The sequence below is a fragment of the Streptomyces sp. NPDC033178 genome, from assembly GCF_055577685.1.
The window spans coordinates 222,809-246,012 of record NZ_JBVIPT010000012.1 but is presented as its reverse complement, the minus strand read 5'-3'; the positions used below and the strand labels follow the sequence as shown (position 1 = coordinate 246,012).

20 protein-coding genes and 1 tRNA gene are annotated in these 23,204 nt (G+C 71.7%); 14 read left to right on the top strand and 7 right to left on the bottom strand.

Translation table 11 applies throughout. The features are described 5' to 3' along the window. Positions 1-133: 133 nt before the first annotated feature. Complete coding sequence (locus tag ACZ5VQ_RS28785; RefSeq protein ID WP_362077547.1) at positions 134-502, bottom strand: hypothetical protein; 369 nt, start codon at positions 500-502, stop codon at positions 134-136. 275 nt (positions 503-777) lie between these two features. On the opposite strand from ACZ5VQ_RS28785, the gene ACZ5VQ_RS28780 reads away from it, so the two are divergent. Next, positions 778-2,262, top strand: a complete 1,485-nt coding sequence (locus ACZ5VQ_RS28780) for a hypothetical protein (RefSeq protein ID WP_469107406.1) — start codon at positions 778-780, stop codon at positions 2,260-2,262. 129 nt (positions 2,263-2,391) lie between these two features. On the opposite strand, the gene ACZ5VQ_RS28775 is transcribed toward ACZ5VQ_RS28780, so the two are convergent. Next, positions 2,392-2,988 carry a histidine phosphatase family protein gene (locus ACZ5VQ_RS28775; RefSeq protein ID WP_362077426.1) on the bottom strand — a complete coding sequence of 199 codons (597 nt, stop codon included), beginning with the start codon at positions 2,986-2,988 and terminating at the stop codon, positions 2,392-2,394. 206 nt (positions 2,989-3,194) lie between these two features. Between ACZ5VQ_RS28775 and ACZ5VQ_RS28770 the strand changes: the two genes are divergently transcribed. The 7 genes from ACZ5VQ_RS28770 to ACZ5VQ_RS28740 all read left to right on the top strand — a co-directional run bounded on the left by ACZ5VQ_RS28770 (position 3,195) and on the right by ACZ5VQ_RS28740 (position 10,441). Further along, a complete protein-coding gene (locus tag ACZ5VQ_RS28770) occupies positions 3,195-4,190 on the top strand; it encodes a phosphatase PAP2 family protein (protein WP_469107405.1) in 996 nt (331 codons plus the stop codon). Position 4,191: 1 nt separating this feature from the next. After that, positions 4,192-5,568 carry a hypothetical protein gene (locus ACZ5VQ_RS28765; protein ID WP_469107495.1) on the top strand — a complete coding sequence of 459 codons (1,377 nt, stop codon included), beginning with the start codon at positions 4,192-4,194 and terminating at the stop codon, positions 5,566-5,568. Positions 5,569-5,800: 232 nt separating this feature from the next. Continuing rightward, positions 5,801-7,498 (top strand): hypothetical protein, encoded by a 1,698-nt coding sequence (locus tag ACZ5VQ_RS28760; protein ID WP_469107404.1) that lies wholly within the window; start codon positions 5,801-5,803, stop codon positions 7,496-7,498. Further along, positions 7,495-8,829 carry an AAA domain-containing protein gene (locus ACZ5VQ_RS28755; RefSeq protein WP_469107403.1) on the top strand — a complete coding sequence of 445 codons (1,335 nt, stop codon included), beginning with the start codon at positions 7,495-7,497 and terminating at the stop codon, positions 8,827-8,829. Before ACZ5VQ_RS28760 ends, ACZ5VQ_RS28755 begins: the two co-directional genes overlap by 4 nt. A 136-nt stretch (positions 8,830-8,965) precedes the next feature. Beyond that, entirely contained in the window at positions 8,966-9,331 is a 366-nt protein-coding gene (locus ACZ5VQ_RS28750; RefSeq protein ID WP_143632492.1) for a hypothetical protein, read from the top strand. A 302-nt stretch (positions 9,332-9,633) separates the two neighbouring features. Next, positions 9,634-10,377, top strand: coding sequence for a hypothetical protein (locus tag ACZ5VQ_RS28745; protein WP_469107402.1), 744 nt, complete (start codon positions 9,634-9,636; stop codon positions 10,375-10,377). Further along, positions 10,368-10,441: transfer RNA gene (locus ACZ5VQ_RS28740), tRNA-Lys, on the top strand. The genes ACZ5VQ_RS28745 and ACZ5VQ_RS28740 overlap by 10 nt, the downstream gene beginning before the upstream one ends. A gap of 109 nt (positions 10,442-10,550) precedes the next feature. Here the strand turns inward: ACZ5VQ_RS28740 and ACZ5VQ_RS28735 are convergent. After that, positions 10,551-11,993, bottom strand: a complete 1,443-nt coding sequence (locus ACZ5VQ_RS28735) for a M6 family metalloprotease domain-containing protein (RefSeq protein ID WP_469107401.1) — start codon at positions 11,991-11,993, stop codon at positions 10,551-10,553. A gap of 396 nt (positions 11,994-12,389) precedes the next feature. Between ACZ5VQ_RS28735 and ACZ5VQ_RS28730 the strand changes: the two genes are divergently transcribed. Further along, the gene (locus ACZ5VQ_RS28730; RefSeq protein ID WP_469107400.1) at positions 12,390-14,555 is read left to right on the top strand and encodes a putative bifunctional diguanylate cyclase/phosphodiesterase; all 2,166 of its coding nucleotides are present in this window, start codon (positions 12,390-12,392) and stop codon (positions 14,553-14,555) included. Here the strand turns inward: ACZ5VQ_RS28730 and ACZ5VQ_RS28725 are convergent. The 3 genes from ACZ5VQ_RS28725 to ACZ5VQ_RS28715 form a co-directional block, all read right to left on the bottom strand. After that, the gene (locus ACZ5VQ_RS28725) at positions 14,546-15,688 is read right to left on the bottom strand and encodes an LLM class flavin-dependent oxidoreductase (RefSeq protein ID WP_469107399.1); all 1,143 of its coding nucleotides are present in this window, start codon (positions 15,686-15,688) and stop codon (positions 14,546-14,548) included. The two genes, ACZ5VQ_RS28730 and ACZ5VQ_RS28725, sit on opposite strands and share 10 nt — an antisense overlap. A 253-nt stretch (positions 15,689-15,941) precedes the next feature. After that, positions 15,942-16,673: a maleate cis-trans isomerase family protein gene (locus ACZ5VQ_RS28720; RefSeq protein ID WP_469107398.1), complete on the bottom strand. Its 732-nt coding sequence runs from the start codon at positions 16,671-16,673 to the stop codon at positions 15,942-15,944. Further along, the gene (locus tag ACZ5VQ_RS28715) at positions 16,670-17,458 is read right to left on the bottom strand and encodes a maleate cis-trans isomerase family protein (protein ID WP_469107397.1); all 789 of its coding nucleotides are present in this window, start codon (positions 17,456-17,458) and stop codon (positions 16,670-16,672) included. The genes ACZ5VQ_RS28720 and ACZ5VQ_RS28715 overlap by 4 nt, the downstream gene beginning before the upstream one ends. Positions 17,459-17,773: 315 nt before the next feature. Between ACZ5VQ_RS28715 and ACZ5VQ_RS28710 the strand changes: the two genes are divergently transcribed. Both ACZ5VQ_RS28710 and ACZ5VQ_RS28705 read left to right on the top strand, forming a co-directional pair. After that, positions 17,774-18,748: a D-2-hydroxyacid dehydrogenase gene (locus ACZ5VQ_RS28710; protein WP_469107396.1), complete on the top strand. Its 975-nt coding sequence runs from the start codon at positions 17,774-17,776 to the stop codon at positions 18,746-18,748. Positions 18,749-18,780: 32 nt separating this feature from the next. Then, the gene (locus ACZ5VQ_RS28705; RefSeq protein WP_469107395.1) at positions 18,781-20,193 is read left to right on the top strand and encodes an amidase; all 1,413 of its coding nucleotides are present in this window, start codon (positions 18,781-18,783) and stop codon (positions 20,191-20,193) included. Between the two features lie 106 nt (positions 20,194-20,299). Here the strand turns inward: ACZ5VQ_RS28705 and ACZ5VQ_RS28700 are convergent, their stop codons facing one another. Beyond that, the gene (locus tag ACZ5VQ_RS28700; protein WP_186001010.1) at positions 20,300-20,800 is read right to left on the bottom strand and encodes a DUF3830 family protein; all 501 of its coding nucleotides are present in this window, start codon (positions 20,798-20,800) and stop codon (positions 20,300-20,302) included. A 96-nt stretch (positions 20,801-20,896) separates the two neighbouring features. On the opposite strand from ACZ5VQ_RS28700, the gene ehuB reads away from it, so the two are divergent. Genes ehuB through ehuD form a run of 3 tightly spaced genes read left to right on the top strand, consistent with a single transcriptional unit; the run spans position 20,897 to position 23,195 of the window. Further along, positions 20,897-21,823, top strand: coding sequence for an ectoine/hydroxyectoine ABC transporter substrate-binding protein EhuB (gene ehuB / locus ACZ5VQ_RS28695; protein WP_469107394.1), 927 nt, complete (start codon positions 20,897-20,899; stop codon positions 21,821-21,823). Then, complete coding sequence (ehuC, locus tag ACZ5VQ_RS28690) at positions 21,820-22,545, top strand: ectoine/hydroxyectoine ABC transporter permease subunit EhuC (RefSeq protein ID WP_469107393.1); 726 nt, start codon at positions 21,820-21,822, stop codon at positions 22,543-22,545. Before ehuB ends, ehuC begins: the two co-directional genes overlap by 4 nt. Next, positions 22,545-23,195, top strand: coding sequence for an ectoine/hydroxyectoine ABC transporter permease subunit EhuD (ehuD, locus tag ACZ5VQ_RS28685; protein WP_359714175.1), 651 nt, complete (start codon positions 22,545-22,547; stop codon positions 23,193-23,195). The genes ehuC and ehuD overlap by 1 nt, the downstream gene beginning before the upstream one ends. Positions 23,196-23,204: the final 9 nt, after the last annotated feature.

Sequence of the window (23,204 nt, the reverse complement as noted above, 5' to 3'; positions counted from 1 at the left end):
GACGGCAGCAGACAGTCCGGCTCAGCGACAGCAGCCCCTTGTTTCTTTAGGGGCGCGGGGAACTGCGCGACCAGCCCAAGCGAACCCGCAGACAAAACAGGGACCGCAAACCCCACGAACCCCCCGCCCAACCTCAACGGCAGTTGTCCGCCGCCTCGATCAGACGAGCCGCCTCCCCCAACGCAGCCCGCAGAACCGCAGGATCCGTGGCCAGGTCCGCCTCCCCGGGAGGCAACAGCCAGTCCGACCCCTCCACCGGCGGCTCCGGCGCCAGCCGAAGACCCCGCCCGTCGGTCCGCGTACACGTACTGCCCGGGACGTCCCAGGCAGAAGCCGTCCCCGGCGGCACCAGAAATCCGAGTGTGTCGCAGCTGTCGTCGTGCAGAACGGGGCCGACGGCCTCCGCCGACGCACCGCGCCGCAGGATGTCGACCGCCTCCAGCCCCTGCCGAGCGGGGACGGTCACGAGATCACAAGGATCGACGCTCTGCCTGCTCTCCATCCTGGCCTCCACCACGGAACCCCTCCTCGATCGGGCACACCGCATGGTTCAACGCCGTGTGGCGTCAACGGCTACGGCGAAACTCGGCCGCAAAGGATGGCAGTTCATGGCAGATCAGGGATGAGATATCCGTTTTGTAGCCAAACCCCGCGTGGTGGACTCGTCACAACGGGTACGTTCGTGCCCGCCGGAAACACAGGTACGGCAGGTCGACAACATGATCAACTCGCCCTGCTTCCGGCATGGTTCGACGGTTCGTGAGAGAGGGCCCGGCCATGGCGTCGTCACCGATGACCTCGTCGTCCCAGTCACCTCGGCCGACGCGGCCGAATCTCGCCTTCCGGCGGCTGCGCGGTCAGCGCTCGCCGGGCGAGTTCGCCGCGGCGGTGCGACGGGCCGCCCGGGAGATCGACGAGCAGGTCAGCTGCGACGCGCGCTACATCGGGCGGGTCGAGGCGGGAGAGATCCGGTGTCCCAACTACGCGTACGAGCGGGTGTTCCTGCACATGTTCCCCGGCCGGACTCTGACGGACCTGGGGTTCGTGCCCCGTTCGGCGGTACGCGGCCGGGGGGCGCGCTCCTTCGAGGAGGCGCCCGACCCGCGCACCACGAGCCCGATGTACGCCCCGCATGAGACGGAAGGGGCGTACGAGCCGTATGACACCACGTACGGCACGTACGAACCGAACGACCGGTATCACCCGCACGAGATCGACGACCAGAACCACGAGGAGAGCGACGTGCAACGTCGCGCATTCATGAGCGGCGGTACCGCCACCGTGGCGGCCGCCTCACTGGGCCCCATAGGGCTCGCCTTCAGCGGCGCTGCCGCGGCCGCGGACCGTTCCGTGCGCCGGGCAGGCGAGGCCGAGGCAGGGGCACTGGAAGAGGCCGTACGCAAGATCCGGCTGCTGGACGACCGGCACGGCGCCGACGGGCTGTACCGCAGGGCGTCGACTCCGCTGCGGGCCGCGTACGCCCTGCTGGACGCGGGCGCCGCACGGCAGGCGACCGCCGAGCGGCTGCACACGGGGGCCGGTGAACTGGCCATCTCCGTGGGGTGGCTGGCACACGACTCGGGGCGTTTCGAGGACGCGCGTTCGCACTACGCGGAGGCGCTCGCGACCGCCCGGGTGGCCGGGGACCCGGCCCTGGAGGCGCACGCCTTCTGCAACACGTCCTTCCTCGCGCGTGACGCGGGGCGCCCGCGCGAGGCGGTCCGGGCTGCCCAGGCCGCCCAGTTCGCGGCGCGCCCGCTGGGCTCGGCGCGGCTCCTGTCGCTCCTCTCGCTGCGCGAGGCGGGCGGCTGGGCGGGGCTCGCCGACCGCAGGGGCTGCGAACAGGCGCTGACCCGCGCGCAGGCGCTGTACGGGCGGGGTCCGTGCGACGCCGATCCGGAGTGGATGAGCTTCTACGGAGACGCCGAGTTGGCCGGTCTGGAGGCCCAGTGCTGGTCGACGCTGGGCGACTGGTCGCGCGCGGCCCATCAGGCACGGCGCGCGACCCGGCTCCAGGACCCGCACTTCACCCGCAACCTCGCGCTCTACACCGCCGAGCTGGCCGACGACCTGGCCCGCGCCGGGCATCCCGACGAGGCGGCCGCGGCCGGGCTGCGCGTCCTAGACCTGCTGGACGAGGTCCAGTCGTCCCGCGTGCAGACGATGCTGGCGGGGACGGCGCGCGTACTGCTGCCGCACCGCCGCGCTTCGGGGGTGTCGGACTTCCTGGAGCGGCACGGGGCGCTGCCGCGGTCCGCCTGAGCGGGTGCGCTCCGCCGGGGCGCGTGGTGATCAACCCGCCGTTGGGAGCGTGGTGATCAACCTGCGGGGCGGTGGGCGTCGATCGCGCAGTTCCCCGCGCCCCTCAAGGACGCGGGGTCCCGCGCCGGACTACGTTGCCAGGTGGCCGCAGTCGTTCCACGTCTCGATCGCGGGCTCTCCGTAGGCCCAGCCCAGGACCGAGAGGGACGTCGGGTTGAGGCGGATACGGGCCGCGAAACCGATGTCCAGGCCGAGCCAGCGGGCACCGATGGAGCGCAGGATGTGTCCGTGGGCGAAGACCAGTACGTCACGGTCGGCGGAGCGGGCCCACTCGACGATCTCGTCCGCGCGCGCGGAGACCTCGGCGAGGGTCTCGCCCCTGGGCACCCCGTCCCGCCAGATCAGCCAGTCGGGGCGGTCGGCCCGGATCTCGTCGGGGGTCATGCCCTCGTAGGCGCCGTAGTCCCACTCCATGAGCGTGTCCCAGGGGGTCGCCCGGTCGCCGAAGCCGGCGAGTTCGCAGGTCTCACGCGCGCGTGCCAGCGGACTCGTCCGGATCTCCACCCCGGGCAGGCCGTTCAGCGGGGCCCTGTGCAGGCGCTCTCCGAGCAGTTTGGCACCGCGCCTGCCCTCCTCCAGGAGGGGGACGTCGGTCCTGCCGGTGTGCTTGCCGGACAGCGACCATTCCGTCTGTCCGTGCCGGGCCAGCAGGAAACGCGGTGCCATGGAAGGGGCCTTTCGGGGAAGATCGAGCGGTGAACCGCAGGGGAACGAGGGGTGGATCACTCCATCATCGCTCACTCACAGTTTGAGCAACCCGCTGGGCGATCTCTGCGTCTATGACCACCAGGGGCGCGGCCACGGGGGACGCGCGCAGAACGTAAATTGGGCCAGGTCATTGCGGCCGGGAAAGCAGGAGGGGGAGGGATCGGATGTTGCGGACCGATGCACCGAGCACCGAGGCGGCACCACGCTCCCGCCTCCGCTGGTGGACCGAGCTGCCACTGATCCTGCTGGTGTACGGGGCGTACTCGGCGGGCCGGCTCCTCGCGCGCGGGGACGTGACCAGCGCCGTCGACCACGGTCTGGCGATCCTGCGCGTCGAGAAGTTCTTCTTCCTCAACGCCGAGCACCCGCTGAACCGTCTCTTCACACGCGAGCCCTGGATCGGCATACCGGCCGACTTCTGGTACGCGTCGCTGCACTACATGGTCACGCCCGCCGTCCTGGTCTGGCTCTTCAGGTCCCGTGCCGTGCGCTACAGAGCGGCCAGGACCTGGCTGATGACGTCCACGTTCATCGGTCTGATCGGCTTCACGCTGCTGCCGACCTGTCCGCCGCGGCTGCTGTCCGCGAGCCACGGGTTCGTCGACACGATGGCCCAGTACAGCGACTACGGCTGGTGGGGCGGCGAGGCGAGCGCGCCGCGCGGACTCGGCGGCATGACGAACCAGTACGCGGCGATGCCGAGCCTGCACTGCGGCTGGGCGCTGTGGTGCGGTGTGATGCTCTGGATGTACGGCGGCACGCGGCTCACCAAGGTCGCGGGGGTCCTGTACCCGTTGATCACCACGATCGTGGTGATGGGGACCGCCAACCACTACTTCCTCGACGCGGTCGCGGGATTCGTCGTGATGGGGATCGGCTTCCTGCTGACCCGGCCGGTGCTGCGGCTCGCGGACACGCTCCGGGCGCGGCTGGGGATCCGGCCCTTCGCACCGGTCGCCGGGGGTTCCACAGGCGCCTCGCACGGCGCAGGTTCCTCAATTGTCAGTGCGGGGTGCCAGACTTCGCCGGGTGAGCGAATTCCCCGACAGCGCAAGGTCCCAGCCGTCCCGGGTACCGCCGAGCCGGGAGCCCCGGCAGGAGCCGAACCGGGAGCGAGTCCCCCCGGCGCGGGGGACGGGGCTCCGGCAGCGGCTCGCTGAGCTGCGCGGCCCCGCGGTCCCGCCGCAGCCGCTCGACGCGCGCGCCCTCGCGGCACTCGCCGCGAACCCGGGGTGCAAGCGGCGCGCGATCCTCGACGGGGCGGGGGTGAACAAGACCGCACTGGCGAGCGCGCTCGGCTCGCCCTCGGCCTTCGGTCAGTCGCAGTTCGCGTTCATGCGGGGCAATGCCTTCGAGGCGCGCGTCAAGGCAGACGGCGGCGCGGAACTGCTGCGGCTCGTGCACGAGAAGCTGGACGCGGGGGCCGTACCGCCCACCGCCGGCATTGCTCCCGACCTGTCCGCCGTGGGCCCCGAGGGACGCACCGCGCGTACGGCCCTGGCGCTGCGCGAGGCCACCGACGCGGGCGTCTGGACACTGCTCGACCACCCACTGCTCGCCCTGGACGTCGCGGGCTCCCCCGCCTTCCTTGAGCCGGACGCGGTGGTCGTGCATCCCGACGGAAGCTGGACCGTCGTCGAGATCAAGTCCTTCCCGATGCTGGACGGTTCGGCGGACGCGGCCAAGGTGGGCGCGGCCGCCCGCCAGGCCGCGGTGTACGTCCTTGCACTGGAGCGGGTCGCGGCCCGGCTCGGCGCGGGACCGGAAGGACACACGGGAGACGGGCGACACGCGGGAGACGCGGGAGACGCGGGACACACGGGAGACGCGGGAGACGCGGGACACACGGGAGACGCGGGAGACGCGGCGGCAGCTCCGCTCACGGCGCTCGCCCCGTCGGACCTCCCCGCGGCCGCCGTCGCGACGCCGACGGAGACGCCGACGGAGGCACCGGCAGAGACCCCCGGGACGCGAAGCGCCCGGGACGGCTTCCGCACCCGCCTGCCCGAGGTGCGGCACACGGTGCTGCTGGTCTGTCCGAAGGACTTCTCCAACCTCCCCACCGCGTCCGCCGTCGACGTCCGCAAGCAGCGCTCGGTCACCCGCCGCCAGCTGGACCGCCTCACTCGCATCGAGGACATCGCCGACCTGCTCCCCGAGGGCACCTGCTTCTCCCCCGACCTCCCCACCGCCGACCTTACGGCCGCGGTGGAGTCGGTGCCGGCGACCTACGCCCCCGAGTGCCTCTCCGCCTGCGAGCTCGCCTTCCACTGCCGCGACCACTCCCGGGCGGAGGGGGCGGTGACCTCACTCGGCCGCTCGCTGCGCGCCGAACTGGGCGGCCTGACAACGATCGACGACGTCCTCGCAGCAGCCCACGGCAGGTCCGGCGACCCGACCGACCCGGCGGTCGCGGCCCTGCGCAGAGCGGCAGCCTTGCGGGCGGAAGCCCTGGGCGGCGGGGCAAGGCCGGGGGCCGAGCTGCCGGGCAGTGCGGAAGGATCGCGAGCCGAAGCCTCAGGACGGGCGGCGTGCTGAGGTCCCCCCGGTCCCGATGCACACCGGGCCACCTCGCCCATACGGCGCCGCCCCACACAGAGCGCCCCCCAAGGGGCGCGGGGAACTGCGCGAACACCCCCCACCGACCCGCACACACAACACCGCACCCCGCGGAGCGCCCCGCGAGCAACCCCCACGCACCCTCAGCCCGAACACAACCCGCACAAACACCACCGCACCACCCGGCCCGCCCCTCCCGAGAGGCAGCCCCATGTCTCTGATCACCACCCTCGCCCGCCTGGAAGCCGTGGACACCGGCCGGGCCCAGCCCCTGGCAACCACCCGCCACCGCCACCTCTCCGAGCACCCCCTCGTCTTCGTACCGCTCACCACCGCAGGAGAAGCCGGGGCCCCGCTGGGGGCACTGGTCGGCACGGACCGCGAAGCCCCCCGCCTCCTCGTCGTCCCCCAGCCCCGCGACCGCGACCTCCGTTTCGCGTTCCTCGCCGAGCTGGCGGACATCGTCCTGCCGTACATCGACGCGTACGCCGACGACGTCGAGGCGGCCGAGCGCAACGAGACCGACCCGGAGACCGGCAAGCGGGTCAAGGTCGAGGTCGAACTGTGCGCGGACGCCCCGCAGTTGATCGTCCCGAGCCGCTCGGGCATCGACTTCGTACGGCTGCTCGGCCGCTCCATGCGCTTCCGCCGAACCGCCGAGCAGGACCCGGAGACACCGCATCCGGCACCCCCGCGCGTGCCACTGCTCGGCCGGTGGCTCACGCACTACGGCGAGCGGTCCCGCGTACCCGGCTCCTCGCTCCTCCTCGCGCTCACCGACGTCCTGTCCCGGCACTGGGCGACCGGACAGTCCAGCCTGGAGGACCAGCACCTCGGCGCGCTGCTCGCCTGGATCGACCCGCCGCAGGGCGAGTCCGGCGCCGATGCCGCGCTCCGGGCCGAGCTGCGGCGGGACGGCAGGGGACAGCTCCTCTGCCCGCCGGCCGGGCCCGCCACCGACCCGGCGTTCGACAACAAACTGCTCGCCCCCGCCATCGAGCGCTACGACCGCGCGCGTACGGCACTCGCGGCCGCCGAGGACGGCATCGAGGCGGACGACCGGCTCGGTGAACTCACCGCCGCCGAGCGGCAGATCCGCGACCTCGTGGAGAGCCGCACCCGCCCCACCTGGGACGCGGTGTGGCGCGGCCTCGACCTGCTGCGCGAACTGCCCGAGGGCGCCCACGCGGCCGACCGGTGGACCCGGGACCGCTGGTCGTTCACCGGCCACCGGGACCGGGTCCTGGCCGGCGAGCCCCCGCAGCCGCGCCGCGACGACGCGGTCACGGCGGCGAACAAACTCGCCACGCGTGAGCGCGAACAGGCCCGTCTGGACGCCCAGGAGGCCCTCGACGACCCGCTCGTCATGGCCGGCCGGCGGCTCGCGGGCGAGGCCTTCGCGGGCGAGGTCACGGATGTCGTGATGGCGTACAGCGAGGGCAAACGGCCCAGCCCGCGCCCCCTCGTGACCGTCCGCACGGACGACCGGCCGCACTTCGGCGAGCGCGCCAAGGTCTACCGGTCGCTCGGCGGCAAGGCCCAGGCGGCCGAGTTCGTCGAGTACGTCCGGTACGAGGGCGAAGGCGCCCCCGATGACCACAGCCACGACGACAGCCATGCCCACAGCGACGACCTCGGCCATGACACCGGCGACGACCTCGGCTCCCTGGTCGTGCTGCGCGTCGTCGACAAGATGGGCCGCGGCAAGGAGCCCGAGACCGGATCCGTACCGGAGAAGGGCGATCTCGTCTGCTTCACCCTCTTCGAGCACGAGCAGCGGGGCGGTGCGAAGCTGCCCGACCCGGAAGAGACGCCGTGGACGCACGGCGGGCCGCCCGGCGAGACCGATGCCGCCGCCCCGCAGCTTGAGGTGCAGCCCGACGCCGTGACCGAAGAGGACGTCCTGTGACCACCGTGTTCGATCCGGGCGCCGAGGCCGCCCACGCCACCGGCGCGATCCTGCGCGACACCCTGCACGGGACGCACCGCGGTGTCGTGGTCGACTCCCCGCCCGGTGCAGGCAAGTCCACGCTCGTGGTGCGGGCCGCGCTCGAACTGGCCGAAGCGGGACGCCCGCTGATGGTCATCGCGCAGACGAACGCGCAGGTCGACGACCTGGTGCTGCGGCTCGCCGAGAAGAACCCCGAGCTGCCCGTCGGCCGACTGCACAGCAGCGACGCGGACCCGTACGACAAGGCGCTCGACGACCTTCCGAACGTCCGCAAGTCCGCGAAGGCCGGGGATCTCGCCGGACTCGACGTCGTGATCTCGACGGCCGCGAAGTGGGCGCACGTCAAGGGCGTCGAGCCGTGGCGGCACGCGATCGTCGACGAGGCGTACCAGATGCGGTCGGACGCGCTGCTGGCCGTGGCCGGGCTGTTCGAGCGGGCGCTCTTCGTGGGCGACCCGGGCCAGCTGGACCCGTTCGCGATCGTCGGCAGCGAGCAGTGGGCGGGGCTGTCGTACGACCCCTCGGCCTCCGCCGTGACGACGCTCCTGGCCCACAACCCGGAGCTGCCGCAGCACCGCCTCCCCGTCTCCTGGCGGCTTCCGGCGTCGGCGGCCCCGCTGGTCTCGGACGCGTTCTACCCCTTCACGCCGTTCCGCAGCGGCACGGGCCACGGCGACCGCCACCTCGCCTTCGCCGTCCCGTCGGACGGTTCGGGCCCCGACCGGGTCATCGACGAGGCGGCGGAATCGGGCTGGGGCCTGCTGGAACTGCCGGCCCGGCACACCCCGCGCACGGACCCGGAGGCGATCCACGCGCTCGCCCGGGTCGTACGCCGTCTCCTGGACCGGGGCGGCGCGGCGACGTCCGAGCGCTCCCCCGACCCGGCCCCGCTGACGGCCGACCGCATCGCCGTCGGCACCGCACACCGCGACCAGGCCGCGGCCGTCCGCTCGGCCCTGGCGGAGCTGGGCGTCACGGACGTGACCGTGGACACGGCGAACCGCCTCCAGGGCCGGGAGTACGACGTGACGGTCGTCCTGCATCCCCTGTCGGGCCGCCCCGACGCGACGGCCTTCCACCTCGAAACGGGCCGCCTGTGCGTCCTGGCCTCCCGCCACCGCCACGCCTGCATCGTCGTCTGCCGCGCGGGTGTCACCGACCTCCTCGACGACCACCCGTCCACGGAGCCGGTCCAGCTCGGCGTCACGGTGAAATTCCCCGACGGCTGGGAGGCGAACCACGCGGTGCTCTCCCATCTGGCGGAGCACCGGGTCTCGTGGGAGTCGTGAGGGAGCGCGAAGGGTAGGAGAGAGCGTGCATCAGGGCCGGTCAGCCGCGCCCTGAGGCGCTCTTGCGCAGTCAAGGGACAATGGACGGTGGCCCACCAACAAGGACGGGCCGACCACCGTACGAGGAGGAGAAGTCATGGCGGAGCCCACGCCGCGTCGGAACGAGCCGCGGCTTCGCCCCGCGCCGCTGCTCTTCGAGCCCGCGGAGGCTGCTGCCGATCCCGAGCACTTTTTCGACCTGGAATCGATCGAGGACCCGCAGGCGCTGCTGGACCGGGCCACCGAGCTGACCCTCGCGTTCCGCGCGGCCACCGACCGGGCGGTCGAGTTCCAGGCGATGGCCGCCGCACAGCTCGCCGATCCCCGCCGGTTCGACCGGCTGACGCCCGCGGCGATCGCCGAACGGGCCGAGTGGACCGAGGACTACGCGAAGAAGATGGTGGAGTTCGGCCGCGAACTCCTGCGCGGTGCGGACGCCGAGGGGTACGCGGACCCGGTCTGAGCGCCGGCGCCGCCCGCACCGGCCGCGAGCGTTCAGGCGGCGCGCGGACACCGTACGCGGGCGGGACACCCGGGCCGGGCCCGCGAACCCGGCCGCCGAACCCACTGCTCAAGCCTTACGGGCAACCAGCCCCCGGACAGCCGTGCGTCAACCGCGCGGCAGCCACGTATCCAAGCCACGCCCAGCCGAAAACAACCGATGGCATATGCCAGGCGGGCAAGATACCCCACCCCACACCCCGCTGTCCCCCATTCCCGCAACCCTCAGGGATGGGCCGTTCACCCCCGGTAGCTCTAGATGACATGAGCAGCGATCGGAACCCGGTAAGCATCGTCCCCGACAGCCCCGGCCCAGGCTCCGGCTCAGGCCCCGGCCTCGACACAGGCCACGGCACCGTCGAGCCGCTCCCCGACCGGTTCGACGTCTCGGGGGTCACCTCCGAGGGCGCCGCCTGGCTCGCCTCGACAGGAACGTACCCGCGCGGCACGCTCGCCTTCCGGGAGGACCGGCCCGCCGCCCCGGTGGTCCTGTCCTGCGGATTCGCCTTCGACGTCGTCAACGCGCCCGCGGTCTTCGGCCGCCGCATGCTGGACCGGCTGTGGGACGAGGGCCCGGGCTCCGGCCCTGTCGCCACCTACCGGGGCCGGATGCTCCTGTTCGCCGCGCCCGGCACCGCCCAGCGGCTGCCCGCGCTCCTGGAGTGGGAGGAGTGGGGCTCGGGCGGCGCCTCGGAGCGGGCCCGGTCCGTCCCGCCGCTCCTCTGCCACGGCACCGGTGACGCGGTGACGGTCCCGCCCCCCGCCCCTACCGCCCCGGCCGCTCCCCGCACCGGCTCCCGTCCCCCCGCGGAATCCCGCTGGCTGGTCGCTCCCGACACCCGCCACCCCTGGCTGCCGACCCCGGCGATCCTGCTCTGGGCGGCGATACGAGCGGCCCGGTCAGCGGCCCGCCGACGCATCCCCGAGCCCTCCCCCGACCCCCGGATATCGATTTTTCCTCCCGCCGATCAGGATGCTAAGGTCTACGACGTCAGCAAGCGCCGCTAGCTCAGTTGGTTAGAGCAGCTGACTCTTAATCAGCGGGTCCGGGGTTCGAGTCCCTGGCGGCGCACAGACGGTGAAAGGCCCCTCGCGAGAGCGAGGGGCCTTTCGCATGCCGACATGCCACCCACTCCCCGACGGCCCCGGCGGCCGACCGGTGTGGGACCCCACCCAGGAGGTCAGCCCCCGGCCGAGATCGTCACCGTCCACGCCCCCGACGCCGTCCGGTCCTCCACCTCGACGCGTACGTTCTCGCCCGGCACGGTGAAGGTCTCCCCGAGTCCGACCGGCGCGTCGGCGAGCGGCGGATAGACCGAGTCGTCCCAGCAGGCCGCGGACGACGGGTGCGCGTCGACGACCTCGATCGGGCCGCCGCCGGACCGGGTCCCGCCGCGCACGCGGTAGACGAGCACTCCCTGTGAGCAGACCGCCGCGTCGTTGCCGACCGGCCCGCGCGCCTCGAAGGCGATCGCGGTGTCCCGCCCGGTCCGCACCACCGCCAGTTTCGTCCCGCTCCCGGACCCGAATCCCGTGCCCTCCGACTCCGGCCCGGCACCGGGAACACCCGCCCTCGCGAAGGCCTCCGAACCCGCCGCGGCCACCCCGGGCCCCGCTCCCAGAGACTCCAGCGTCAGCCGCGTACCCCGTCCACCCGCGCCCCGCACACACGCCACCTGGCGTGTTTCCAGCCACCCGAGTTTCCACTTGTGCCAGCCGAACAGGTCGGGTGCCAGGCCGAACTGGCTGCCCATGAGGTCCCAGTCGCCGACGTACGTGTCCCAGTCGCCCTTGCCGTCGGAGGGGCGGTGGTAGAGGTCGGGCAGGTCGAAGACGTGTCCGGTCTCGTGGGCCAGGACCAGCCGGTCCGGCGGATGCTTCTCGAAGACCGTGACGACCCGGCGGATGTCCTTCCCGTCGGCCCGCAGCGGCGTGTCCATGTTCACCACCTTCGTCGCGTCCGAGTCCACGCCGGGCGCGTCCGGGTCGGCGACGAAGTAGACGATGTCGTAGCGGGAGAAGTCGACCCGGTCGTCCGCCGCGGCGAGGGCGTCGCGCAGATACGCCGAGCGCGCCGCCGCGCTCCAGTCGCGCTGTATGGCGTACGAGGTGGAGGCCCGCGGCATCCGGATCCACTCGGTGAGCGGGTGCGGGCGGAGCTGGAACCTGCCGTACGAGGCCCGTTCGAAGAAACGGCTGGTGGCGGGGAAGTAGTCGGCCGTCAGTTCGTCCGGCGTGGTCAGCGGGTCGGCGTCCGGGAACGAGAGGAAGACCATCACCGCGTCGAGGCGGCTGGTGGGGCGCGGGTAGGCGGCGTTCCAGGTGTCCAGGCCCTCCGAGTGGTGCGCGTCGGTGCGCTTGAGGGCGCACGGCATGGAGAGCGGGACGGCGACCGAGGGGCCCGTCACGAGGGAGGTGGCGGCGAGCGCCGTCATGGAGGTGAACACGGCCGCGGGTGCGTGCCACCACCGTTCCCGCCAGGTTTGCCCCCACCATGCCGGTACACGCGGACGAAGACCGGGCCGACCTGGACCGGGCCGACCCGATCCGGGCCGTCCGAGGCCTCGCCAACGGGGTCGGACCCCGCCACGGGTGAGCCCCTTGAGGGGGAGCAGACGCGGCACGTCGACCTCCGGATGCGGAATTCGGGATACCGCAACCAGCCTGTGCCGGTTTGATCGTTTACGCCCTGTTTATCTGAACCAAAGGAGTGAGAGGGCCGACATCCGACCGAGAACATCGGGGAGCGCCAGGGGGGCGCCAGGACGCGGCGACACCCCGAGCACTCACGGAACGTCACAAGTGATCGGCCGGGGAAGGAACCCGTCCAGCTGCGGGCAGAAACGATCTGTCAGAGAGAGGGGTTCATCCGGGACACTGGACAGTAGCTGGAAGGCCCTACGGCCAACCTCTATGATCGGCACACTTTCCTGCGCGGACACGGCTAGAGCGGCCGTCCACCACCGGCCGACCCCCCGACGAGACCTGTACGACGAACGAGTGCACAGCGGGAGCGAACGGTGAGCGGAACGTCCGATGGGCCGGCGCCCGCGGTAGACCTCGTCCGGCCGGCCGTCACAGAGAGTCACATCGCGGCCTCTCGTCGCGTCGGGACCCCACCTCACGAGGAACGGGTCCCACGCGTCGAATCCCTGGTCGCACCCCCTCTGGACCTCTCGGCGGGACTCCCCGCCGAGCTACCGGCCGAGCTACCGGCCGGGCTTCCGGCCGACTTCCTCGCCGGATTCCCGTCCGGTCTGTCGGCGGGACTTCCGGCCCTGCTCTCGGCCGGTTCCCCGGCCGGCCTCGCGCCGCACCCCGGAATCGACTTCGAGGCCGGCGCCCACCCCCACACCGGCACCGATCCCCGTGCCGACGCCCACCCCCAGCCCCACCCCAGTGCCGGCACCGGAGCCCGTGCCGACACCGCCGCCGAGGCCGGTACACGTACATTCCGCGCCACTTTCGCCGCCGCTCCCCTCGCGATGGCCGTCGTGGACCGGGAGGGCCTGGTCGTCACGGCCAACGACACCCTGGGAGCGCTCCTCGGCGCGGGTCCGGAAGGGCTCACCGGCCGGATCGCCGCCGACCTGGTGGACCTCGCCTCGGACGCCCGTACGTGGCACGCCTACCGCGAGGTGCTCCGCGGCCGGCAGGCCAGACTCCGCTGCACCCGACGCCTCAAACACCCCGACGGCCACTCCCTCTGGGCCCAGGTGACGGTCAGTCCGCTGCCCGAGGAGGAGCGCGCGGTGCTGCTCTCGGTCTCCGACATCAGCGCCCGCCGCGAACTCCAGGCCCGGCTGCGCCACTTGCAGATGCACGACCCGGTGACCCGGCTGCCCAACCGCACCCTGTTCTTCGAGCGGCTTTCGGCCGCGCTGGAGGCGGAGGCGTACGAGGAGTCCGGCACCGGCCGGATCGGGCTCTGCTATCTGGACCTGGACGGGTTCAAGGCGGTCAACGACACGCTCGGCCACCGCGTCGGCGACCGGCTGCTCGCGGCCGTCGCCGAGCGGCTGACGCGCTGCGCGAACGAGGCCGGGTACGCGCGACCGGCCACGCCCCTGGTCGCCCGGCTCGGCGGCGACGAGTTCGCGCTGCTGGTCGAGGACTCCACGGGTACGGAGCAGCTCGCGGACCTCGCCGACTCCGTGCTGAAGTCCTTGCAGGTGCCGTTCGACCTCTCCGGGCAGCGGCTCTCGGTCTCGGCCTCGATCGGTGTCGTGGAGCGGCACGCGGCCGGCACCACCGCGACCGGTCTGATGCAGGCCGCCGACACGACGCTGTACTGGGCGAAGGCCGACGGCAAGTCCCGCTGGACGCTCTTCGATCCGGAGCGCAACGCCCACCGGATGACCCGCCAGGCCCTCTCCTCCACGCTCCGCCCGGCCATCGAGAAGGGCGAGTTCGCGCTGGAGTACCAGCCGCTCGTGTGCATGGAGGACGGCGGGGTGCGCGGGGTCGAGGCGCTGGTGCGATGGAACCATCCTCAGTTCGGCACACTGACGCCGAATCGGTTCATCGGACTTGCCGAAGAAGACGGTTCGATCGTGCAGCTGGGCCGCTGGGTGCTGGCCACCGCCTGCCGGCAGGCGCGCCGCTGGCAGCTGGACCACCCGGACGCGGAACCGATCTTCGTCAGCGTGAACGTGGCCGTGCGCCAGGTCTGGGACTCCGACCTGGTGGCGGACGTGGCGGCAACCCTCGCGGAGACGGGCCTCGCCCCGCACCTCCTGCAACTGGAGCTCACCGAGTCCGCGGTGATGGGCTCGGCGGGCCGCCCGCTCCAGGCCCTCCAGGCCCTCAGTGACATGGGCGTACGCATCGCCATCGACGACTTCGGCACCGGGTACTCGAACCTCGCCTACCTCAGCCGGCTGCCGGTCTCGGTGCTGAAGCTCGACGGGTCGTTCGTGCGCGGCTTCCAGTACGAGACCGGCGAGAACGGCGCGGGTCCGGACGCCCGGTCCAACCCGGCGGACGAGGTCATCGTCGAGGCGATGATCCAGCTCGCGCACCGGCTCGGCCTGACGGTCACCGCCGAGTGCGTGGAGACGGCGGGCCAGGCATCACGACTGCGGCGCATCGGCTGCGACACCGGCCAGGGGTGGCTCTACTCCCGGCCGGTGGCGCCGGATCGTATCTCCGCGCTCTTGACGGCGGCGGCCTGCTCTCAGGCCTGAGGCTCCCCGGCCCGGGTCTCTCCGGCCGCGGGCAACCGGTAGGCGTCCGCGATCAGTTCGTAGGAGCGCAGGCGTACGTCGCCGCTGTGGGCGTTGGCGGTGAGCATCAACTCGTCGGCGCCGGTGCGCTTCTGGAGGTCGTCGAGGCCGGAGCGGACCTCGTCGGCGGTGCCGTGGACGACGTTCGTGTTCCAGGAGTCGACGAACTCCCGCTCCATCGGGCTGAACTCGTACGCCTCCGCCTCCTCCGGGGTGGGGACCAGGCCGGGGCGGCCCGTGCGCAGGCGGACCATGTTGAGCGCGGCGGCCATGATCTGGCGGCGGGCCTCCTTCTCGTCGTCCGTCGCGAGGGCGGAGACGCCGATCAGGGCGTAGGGCGAGTCGAGTACGGCCGAGGGCCGGAAGGACTCGCGGTAGAGGTCGAGCGCCGGGACCGTGTTCTGCGCCGAGAAGTGGTGCGCGAAGGCGAAGGGCAGACCGAGGGTGCCCGCGAGGCGGGCGCTGAAGCCGGAGGAGCCGAGCAGCCAGATCGGCGGGCGGTGCGGGGACTGGACGCCGCCGGGGGAGGTCGACTGGATGGGGCCCGGGACCGCGTGGATGCGGGCGTAGGGGTGGCCGGGCGGGAAGTCGTCGTCCAGGAAGCGGGTGAGCTCCGCGAGCTGCTCGGGGAAGTCGTCCGCGCCCTCGTTGAGGCGGTCCGTGCGGCGGAGGGCCGCGGCCGTGGCGCCGTCCGTCCCTGGGGCCCGGCCGAGGCCCAGGTCGACGCGGCCCGGGGCCATCGCCTCCAGGGTGCCGAACTGCTCCGCGATGACCAGCGGGGCGTGGTTCGGGAGCATGACGCCGCCCGAGCCGAGGCGGATGCGGGCCGTGTGGGCGGCGAGGTGGGCGAGGATCACGGCGGGGGAGGTGGAGGCCACGCCCGGCATGGAGTGGTGTTCGGCCACCCAGTAGCGGTGGAAGCCCCTGTCCTCCGCGAGGCGGGAGAGCTTGACGCTGGTGCGGAGGGCGTCCGTCGCGGTGCGGCCGGCGCCTACCGTGACCAGGTCCAGGACGGAGAGGGGCACCTGTGCGGTCCCCTTCGCCTCCGCCCGGATCTCGTCGGGTTCGCTGGGGGTGTGGTCCGGTGCCGCCACGGGGGTCCTCCTGTTTGGTACGACGCGTTGTCCGCGCTGCCGTAACAGGAGGTGGGCTCCGCTTTATTCCCTCGCCCCCGCCGCCCCTACCCGTTCCCTTCCCCTGGGGGCTGACGCCCCCAGACCCCCACTGAAAACCAGCCCCTCCGGCGTTTGAGGAGCGGGGGTTCGGGGGCGGAGCCCCTGAGCAAGGGACGGGAATGGGTAGGGGCGGCGGGGGCGAAAAGCCCTGGCTCCGCCCCCGCCGGGACCGTCACGCCTGGACGATCGGCTCCCTGGTGAAGAGGGTTCCGAGTTCGGGGGCGTTCACGCGGCGGGCTGTGAGGCGTAGGGCTTCCCAGACCGTGACCTGGTTGGCGGTGAGGACCGGCTTGCCGAGTTCCTTTTCCAGGGCCGGGATGTGGGAGGCGGTGTGGAGGGCGGTGTCGGGGAGGAGGACGACCTCCGCCTCCGGGTGGTCGCCCGCGCGGGCCAGGGCCAGCACCTCGGCCTCACTCCACGTGCCCACCTCGGCCGCCGTGATGATCCCGGAACTGCGCACACCGAGGACATCCAGACCCGCGTCCGTCAGGAAGTTCCCGAAGAGAACGGCCACGTCGTCGGGGTACGTCGCGGCGATGGCGACCCGCTTCGCACCCAGCTCCCGTACGGCATGGACGAACGCGAAGGACGTCGAGGATGCAGGCAGCCCCGCCGTCGTGGCCAGCGTGCGGACCTGGTCGTGGGCGCCCTCCCAGCCGTAGACGAAACTGCCGCTCGTGCAGGCCCAGACCACCGCCTCGGCACCGGACAGGCGCAGGTCCTCGATCCCGGCGGCGAGGCGGGCCGCCGAGCCCATCTCCAGCAGTGCGTCCACGCGATGGGCGTCCTCCCCGATGTCCGTGTGGACGACCTGGAGGCGGATGTCGCTGCCGAGGAGCTGCTCCATGCGCGGGTAGTCGTCCTCGGCCGAGTGGCCCGGGTAGAGGAATCCGAGAGCCGTCATGCCCAACCTTCCTGTTCTTCCGGCAGTGCGGGCGGTACGGGCCGCTGTCGCGCCGACTCGTCGATCAGCGCCTGGTACGGCCCTACTGCCCGGGTACCCAGGTGGCGCAGGGCAGCCCACATCGTCACCTGGTTGGCCGAGATCACCGGGATGCGCAGCTCGGCCTCCAGCTGCGGGATGACGTCGTAGGTGGGGAGATTCGTACAGCTGATGAAGAGGGCGTCCGCCTGGCCGCGTACGGCGTCGCGCGCCATGTCGACCACATTGCGGTACGGGACCTTCCAGATGTGCCTGGTCAGGCCCATGTAGGCGCGGCCGGTGACCGTGATGCCCGCCTCGGCGAGGTACTCCTCCAGGGACTGGGTCACGGAGACGGTGTACGGGGTGACGAGCGCGATCCGCCGTGCGCCCAGCTCCTCCAGTGCCGCCAGGAGGGCGCCGGACGTGGTCACGGAGGGGATCTCGCCGGCCCGGGTCATGGCCTCGCACATCGCGCGCTCGCCCGGGATGCCGCCGACGAAGCTGCCGGACGTACAGGCGTACGCGACGATCTCAGGGCCGACGGCGTTCAGCGCGCGCACCGCGTCGCCGAGTGTCTCGTGCTCGCTGACCAGCCGGGCCAGGTCGAGGCTGACCTCCACGGGCACGAACGGGGTACGGGTGAGGTGGAGTGAGACCTCGTCGGGGACCCAGCGCCACAGTTCACGGTCGAGAGCGAAATCGAAGGGAGCGACGACGCCGACACCCCTTTGAGGGTGTGGTCCACCAAGGAAGGAGACGTCCATGAGCAGCCCCAAACTCGGGTCGAACGAGCGGTGGTGACCGGCCGAAAGGCCGGGGGGACACAAGCCGGCGCATGCCGGGACGTCGGGACAGGAGAACGGACGGGACTCCGGGATTCCCACGGAAACCAGCCCTTGTTGACGAAGGTAGGTTCCGGTGCGAGCGTGGTCAATCCGCGCATCTGAGACGGCTGTGCGCCCCCGGCCCGACGGCCGGTCCCAGACGGCTTTGCCGATGTCCCGCACGCACTCAGAGCCCGGCGTCCAGCGTCCAGACACCAGAGAAGCGGACCCTCGTTGCGAAATGGTTTCCCCCCGATGACCTCTGCCACGCCCCCGAACCTGGCCGAAAAGACAACCCTCCTGGTGCTCGACGCCGAGCCGCCGCCCCGGCTCGGCCGGCTCACCGGCCGGGTGCGCGTCGAGCACGCCGACGAGTCGTCGCTGCCCGCGCTCCTGCCCTCCGCGGACGTCCTGCTGGTCTGGGACTTCGCCTCGCACGCCGTGCGCCGGGCCTGGCCGGGCGAGGGCCCGCGGCCGCGCTGGGTGCACACGGCGAGCGCGGGCGTGGACCACCTGATGTGCCCCGAACTCGCCGCGTCCGACACGCTGGTGACGAACGCGCGCGGCGTCTTCGACCAGCCGATCGCGGAGTACGTGGCCGCGCTCGTCCTGGCCATGGCCAAGGATCTGCCGCGCACCTGGGACCTGCAGCGGGCCCGGGAGTGGCGGCACCGCGAGTCGCAGCGGATCGCCGGAAACCGCGCGTGCGTGGTCGGTTCCGGGCCGATCGGACGCGCGATCGAGCGGACGCTCAAGGCGCTCGGTATGACGACGGCGCTCGTCGGACGCGCCGCGCGCGAGGGCGTGCACGGCCCGGAGGACCTCGACCGGCTGATCGCGCGCGCCGACTGGGTGGTGTCCGCGGCACCGCTCACCGAGGACACGTACGGGATGTTCGACGCGCGGCGATTTGGACTGATGCAGCCGTCGGCACGCTTCGTGAACGTCGGACGCGGGCAGCTTGTGATCGAGGAAGCGCTGGCCGAGGCTCTCGCGGGTCGCTGGATCGCGGGGGCGGCGCTCGATGTCTTCGAGCACGAACCGCTGGGCCCCGACAGCCCGTTGTGGGCGGCCCCGGACCTCATCGTGTCGCCGCACATGAGCGGGGACACGGTGGGCTGGCGGGACGAACTCGGCAGGCAGTTCGTGGAGTTGTACGAGCTCTGGGAGACGGGAGAGCCGCTGCCGAACGTCGTCGACAAGCAGCGTGGATATGTTCCTGGCCACTGAGACACGTCCACTGAAGCACGTTGGAGGGGCGGATGACCGAGCTCACCGAGCTGACCGCGGTACGACTCGTCGAGGGATACCGCAAGGGCGAATTCAGCCCCGTGGACGTGGTGCGGGCCGCGCTGCGCAGGGCCGAGGAGGTCCAGCCCGCGGTGAACGCGTTCGTACGCGTCGAGGCGGACGCGGCCCTCTCCCAGGCCGCGGAGTCGGCCGAGCGATGGCGCCGCGGTGAGCCGGCCGGGCTGGTCGACGGGGTGCCGGTCTCGGTGAAGGACATCCTGCTGATGCGAGGCGGACCGACGCTCAAGGGCTCCAGAACGATCTCCCCGCAGGGCCGTTGGGACGAGGACGCGCCCTCCGTGGCCCGGCTGCGCGAACACGGTGCCGTGTTCGTCGGCCGGACGACGACACCCGAGTTCGGCTGGAAGGGCGTCACCGACTCACCCCAGGCGGGGGTGACACGGAACCCGTACGACCTCTCGCGCACCTCGGGCGGGTCCAGCGGCGGCAGCGCGGCGGCCGTGGCACTGGGCGCGGGCCCGCTGTCGCTGGGCACGGACGGGGGCGGCAGCGTTCGTATCCCCGGCGCCTTCTGCGGGATCTTCGCGCTGAAGGCGACGTACGGGAGGGTGCCGCTGTATCCCGCGAGCGCGTTCGGCACGCTTGCGCACGTCGGGCCGATGACACGGGACGCGGCGGACGCGGCACTGATGATGGACGTCATCAGCGGCCCCGACCCACGCGACTGGTCGCAACTCGGCCCGGTGAACGGCTCGTTCGTGGACGGACTGGCCGGCGGTGTACGGGGGCTGCGCGTCGCGTACTCGCCCTCCCTCGGCGGCCAGGTCGCCGTGCAGCCCGGGGTCGCCGCGGCGGTGCGGCGCGGGGTGGAGGGGCTCGCGTCCCTCGGGGCGTACGTCGAGGAGGCCGACCCCGACTTCACGGATCCCGTCGAGGCCTTCCACACACTGTGGTTCGGCGGGGCGGCCCGGGTCACCCAGCGGCTCGGCCCCGACCAGCGGGAACTGCTGGACCCGGGGCTGCGGGAGATCTGCGAGGCTGGGGCCCGGTCCAGCGCGCTGGACTACCTCGCCGCGGTGGACGTACGCATGGAACTCGGCCGCCGCATGGGCCTCTTCCACGAGACCTACGACGTCCTGGTCACCCCGACGATCCCGATCACCGCCTTCGAGGCGGGCGCGGAGGTCCCCCGCGGCTCGGGGCATCGCCGCTGGACCGGGTGGACGCCGTTCACGTACCCGTTCAACATGACCCAGCAGCCCGCGGCAACCGTCCCGGTGGGCACGGATGAGACCGGCCTGCCGGTCGGCCTTCAGATCGTGGGTGCTCGCCACCAGGACGCGCTGGTCCTGCGGACGGCGCACGCGTTGTACGAGGCGGGGGTCGCGGGGATCGCGCCACCGAGCGCTCAGCTGGAGCGGTGATCCGACTGCGGGTCGGTCGTGGCTGGTCGCGCGGTTCCCCGCGCCCCTTCTTCAGGGGCGCGGGTAACCGCGCGATCTTTTAGGGGCGCGGGGAACTGCGCAGCCCTTAGACCCGGGAGAAGCTCAGCGTCTCCCCCAGCGCACCCGCACGCCACAGGTCATTGCACGCCTCCGCCATCGCGTCCAGCCCCTCCACCACCTGCCCCCACACAATCCCGGGCACCCACCCCACATCCCCGTTGAGCAGCAGATTGTTCCGCTCGTAGAACAGGGCGAGGTCGATCACCGGCGTACCCGCCTGCACGCCGGAGGCACCCCCGTACCCGTACGCCTGCGTACCCAGCTGCGTACCGGAGAAGGAGAAATAGCAGAGGTCGCCCGGAATGGGCGTGACGGTCGGGTTCTCCAGCGGCGGCTCGGCCGGCGCGAACGCCGGGAACAGGGCATAGATCTCGTTGCGGGCGTACTTCGCGTGATACACGTCACTGCTCAGCGGCAGTGCGTTCCACACCGCCTCGCAGGTGATCGGCGCACGGTCGTCGAGGAGCTTGGCTGTGCAGTGGACTCCGCGCTTGGACAGGGACACGTCGATGTAGCGGTCGGTCATGATTTCCATGGTCCACCCCGGGTCAAGAGGGCCCTGCCGCAAACGGGGCGCAAACAGATCCGCATAACTCGCATCGTCCCGGGTAGCCGCGCGCCCATGGCTCCACCATTTGGGAACGACGCGAAGGAAGCTTCCGCGAAAGAGGAGAAACGCGGCGCGAGCCGCCGGTCACTGCTGGCCGGCGTCGCGACGTTCGGCGCGCTCGGCGCGGCCGGATGCAGCCGTGTGGCCACGGCGTCCGGCAAGGAAGGCGGTGATCTCCTGGACCGGCTGAAGGCCCAGGGCGTCGTACGCCTCGGCATCGCCGGCGAGATCCCTTTCGGCTACATCGACAAGGACGGCAAGCTCACCGGCGAGGCACCGGAACTCGCGCGGGTCATCTTCAAGCGGCTGGGGGTGGACAGCGTCCAGCCCGTGCCCACGGAGTTCGGCTCGCTCATCCCCGGTCTGAACTCCCAGCAGTTCGACGTCGTCGCCGCCGGCATGTACATCAACGCCGAACGCTGCGAGCAGGTGATCTTCTCCGACCCCGACTACCAGATGCTCGACTCCTTCATCGTGCGCAAGGGCAATCCGAAGAACCTGCACGACTACAAGGACGTCGTGGAGTCGAAGGCGAAGTTCGCGACCGGGACCGGCTACGCGGAGATCCAGTACGCGGTCGACGCCGGGTACAAGGAGAGCGACATCCTGATCGTCCCGGACCAGGTCGCGGGTCTGAACGCCGTCGAGGCGGGCCGTGTCGACGTCTTCGCGGGTACGGCGCTGACCACCCGCGAGGTCGTCAAGAAGTCCCGAAAGACGGAGTCGACCAAGCCGTTCGCGCCACTCGTGGACGGCAAGCCGCACGTCGACGGCGGTGGCTTCGCGTTCCGCCCGACGGAGACCGGGCTGCGGGACGCCTTCAACGTGGAGCTCAGGAAGCTGAAGGAGAGCGGTGAGCTGTTCCGGATCCTCCAGCCCTTCGGTTTCACCAAGAACGAGATGACCGATATGACCGCGAAGGAGTTGTGCGGCGGATGACATCGGGACTCTGGGAACTCGTGCTGAAGGGGATCTGGGTCACGGTCCAGCTGCTGGTGTTCAGCGCTGCGCTGGCCGCGGCCGTCTCCTTCGTGGTGGGCATCGCGCGCACCCACCGGCTGTGGATCGTCCGCTTCCTCGCGGGCTTCTACACCGAGGTGTTCCGCGGCACCTCCGCGCTGATCATGATCTTCTGGGTGTTCTTCGTGCTGCCCCCGGCCTTCGGCTGGCAGCTGGTCCCCATGTGGGCGGGCACCCTCGCACTGGGTCTCACCTACGGGGCGTACGGCTCCGAGATCGTGCGCGGCGCCCTGAACTCCGTCGACCCGGCCCAGCGTGAGGGCGGCATCGCGCTGAGCTTCACGCCCTGGCAGCGGCTGCGGCTGATCCTGCTTCCGCAGGCGGTGCCGGAGATGATCCCGCCCTTCTCCAACCTGCTGATCGAGCTGCTCAAGGGCACGGCCCTGGTGTCCGTGATGGGCATGGGCGACCTGGCGTTCAGCGGCAACCTGGTGCGGCTCGCGCTGCAGGAGAGCGCGGAGATCTACACGTACATCCTGCTGATCTACTTCGTGATCGCCTTCCTGCTCACGCGGGTCATGCGCGGTCTGGAGAAGAAGCTGAAGGCCGGGCTCGGCAGGGTGCCCGAGGGCCGCGGGAAGCTTCCCGCGCCCCGCCCGGAGACCACGGCCGTCGGTGCCGAAGCGGCAGGGGGTCGCTGATGAAATGGGACTGGAGTGCCGTCGGCGACTTCATGCCGCACTTCTGGGACGGACTGCTGGTCACCCTGCAGGCCCTGGTGCTCGGCTCGCTGATCTCCTTCGCCCTCGGGCTGGTGTGGGCGCTGCTGATGCGTGCGCCGAGCCGCTGGGTGCGCTGGCCGGTCGGGGTCGTCACGGAGTTCATCCGGAACACCCCGCTGCTGGTGCAGCTGTTCTTCCTCTTCTACGTGCTGCCCGAGTGGAACATCACGTTCTCCGCGATGACCACCGGTGTCGTCGCGATCGGGCTGCACTACTCGACGTACACGATGCAGGTCTACCGGGCCGGTATCGAGGGCGTGCCGGCCGGCCAGTGGGAAGCGGCCACGGCACTGAACCTGCCCATGACCCGGACGTGGACCGCGGTGATCCTGCCGCAGGCGATCCGCCGGGTGGTGCCCGCGCTGGGCAACTACGTCATCTCGATGCTCAAGGACACGCCGATGCTGATGGCGATCACCGTCCTCGACATGCTCGGTGAGGCTCGGCTGTTCGCGCAGCAGAACTTCCAGTTCACCGAGCCTCTGACGGTCATCGGCGTGGCCTTCATCCTCATTTCCTATCCCGCTTCCCTCCTCATGCGAGCCCTGGAGCGACGTCTTGTCCGCTGACACCCCTCT

Bases quoted from the DNA above. Each gene is read 5' to 3' on its own strand.
- ACZ5VQ_RS28785 (WP_362077547.1), bottom strand. From the start codon at position 502: ATGGAGAGCAGGCAGAGCGTCGATCCTTGTGATCTCGTGACCGTCCCC.
- ACZ5VQ_RS28780 (WP_469107406.1), top strand. From the start codon at position 778: ATGGCGTCGTCACCGATGACCTCGTCGTCCCAGTCACCTCGGCCGACG.
- ACZ5VQ_RS28775 (WP_362077426.1), bottom strand. From the start codon at position 2,988: ATGGCACCGCGTTTCCTGCTGGCCCGGCACGGACAGACGGAATGGTCG.
- ACZ5VQ_RS28770 (WP_469107405.1), top strand. From the start codon at position 3,195: ATGTTGCGGACCGATGCACCGAGCACCGAGGCGGCACCACGCTCCCGC.
- ACZ5VQ_RS28760 (WP_469107404.1), top strand. From the start codon at position 5,801: ATGTCTCTGATCACCACCCTCGCCCGCCTGGAAGCCGTGGACACCGGC.
- ACZ5VQ_RS28750 (WP_143632492.1), top strand. From the start codon at position 8,966: ATGGCGGAGCCCACGCCGCGTCGGAACGAGCCGCGGCTTCGCCCCGCG.
- ACZ5VQ_RS28745 (WP_469107402.1), top strand. From the start codon at position 9,634: ATGAGCAGCGATCGGAACCCGGTAAGCATCGTCCCCGACAGCCCCGGC.
- ACZ5VQ_RS28720 (WP_469107398.1), bottom strand. From the start codon at position 16,673: ATGACGGCTCTCGGATTCCTCTACCCGGGCCACTCGGCCGAGGACGAC.
- ACZ5VQ_RS28715 (WP_469107397.1), bottom strand. From the start codon at position 17,458: ATGGACGTCTCCTTCCTTGGTGGACCACACCCTCAAAGGGGTGTCGGC.
- ACZ5VQ_RS28710 (WP_469107396.1), top strand. From the start codon at position 17,774: ATGACCTCTGCCACGCCCCCGAACCTGGCCGAAAAGACAACCCTCCTG.
- ACZ5VQ_RS28705 (WP_469107395.1), top strand. From the start codon at position 18,781: ATGACCGAGCTCACCGAGCTGACCGCGGTACGACTCGTCGAGGGATAC.
- ACZ5VQ_RS28700 (WP_186001010.1), bottom strand. From the start codon at position 20,800: ATGACCGACCGCTACATCGACGTGTCCCTGTCCAAGCGCGGAGTCCAC.
- ehuB (WP_469107394.1), top strand. From the start codon at position 20,897: ATGGCTCCACCATTTGGGAACGACGCGAAGGAAGCTTCCGCGAAAGAG.
- ehuC (WP_469107393.1), top strand. From the start codon at position 21,820: ATGACATCGGGACTCTGGGAACTCGTGCTGAAGGGGATCTGGGTCACG.
- ehuD (WP_359714175.1), top strand. From the start codon at position 22,545: ATGAAATGGGACTGGAGTGCCGTCGGCGACTTCATGCCGCACTTCTGG.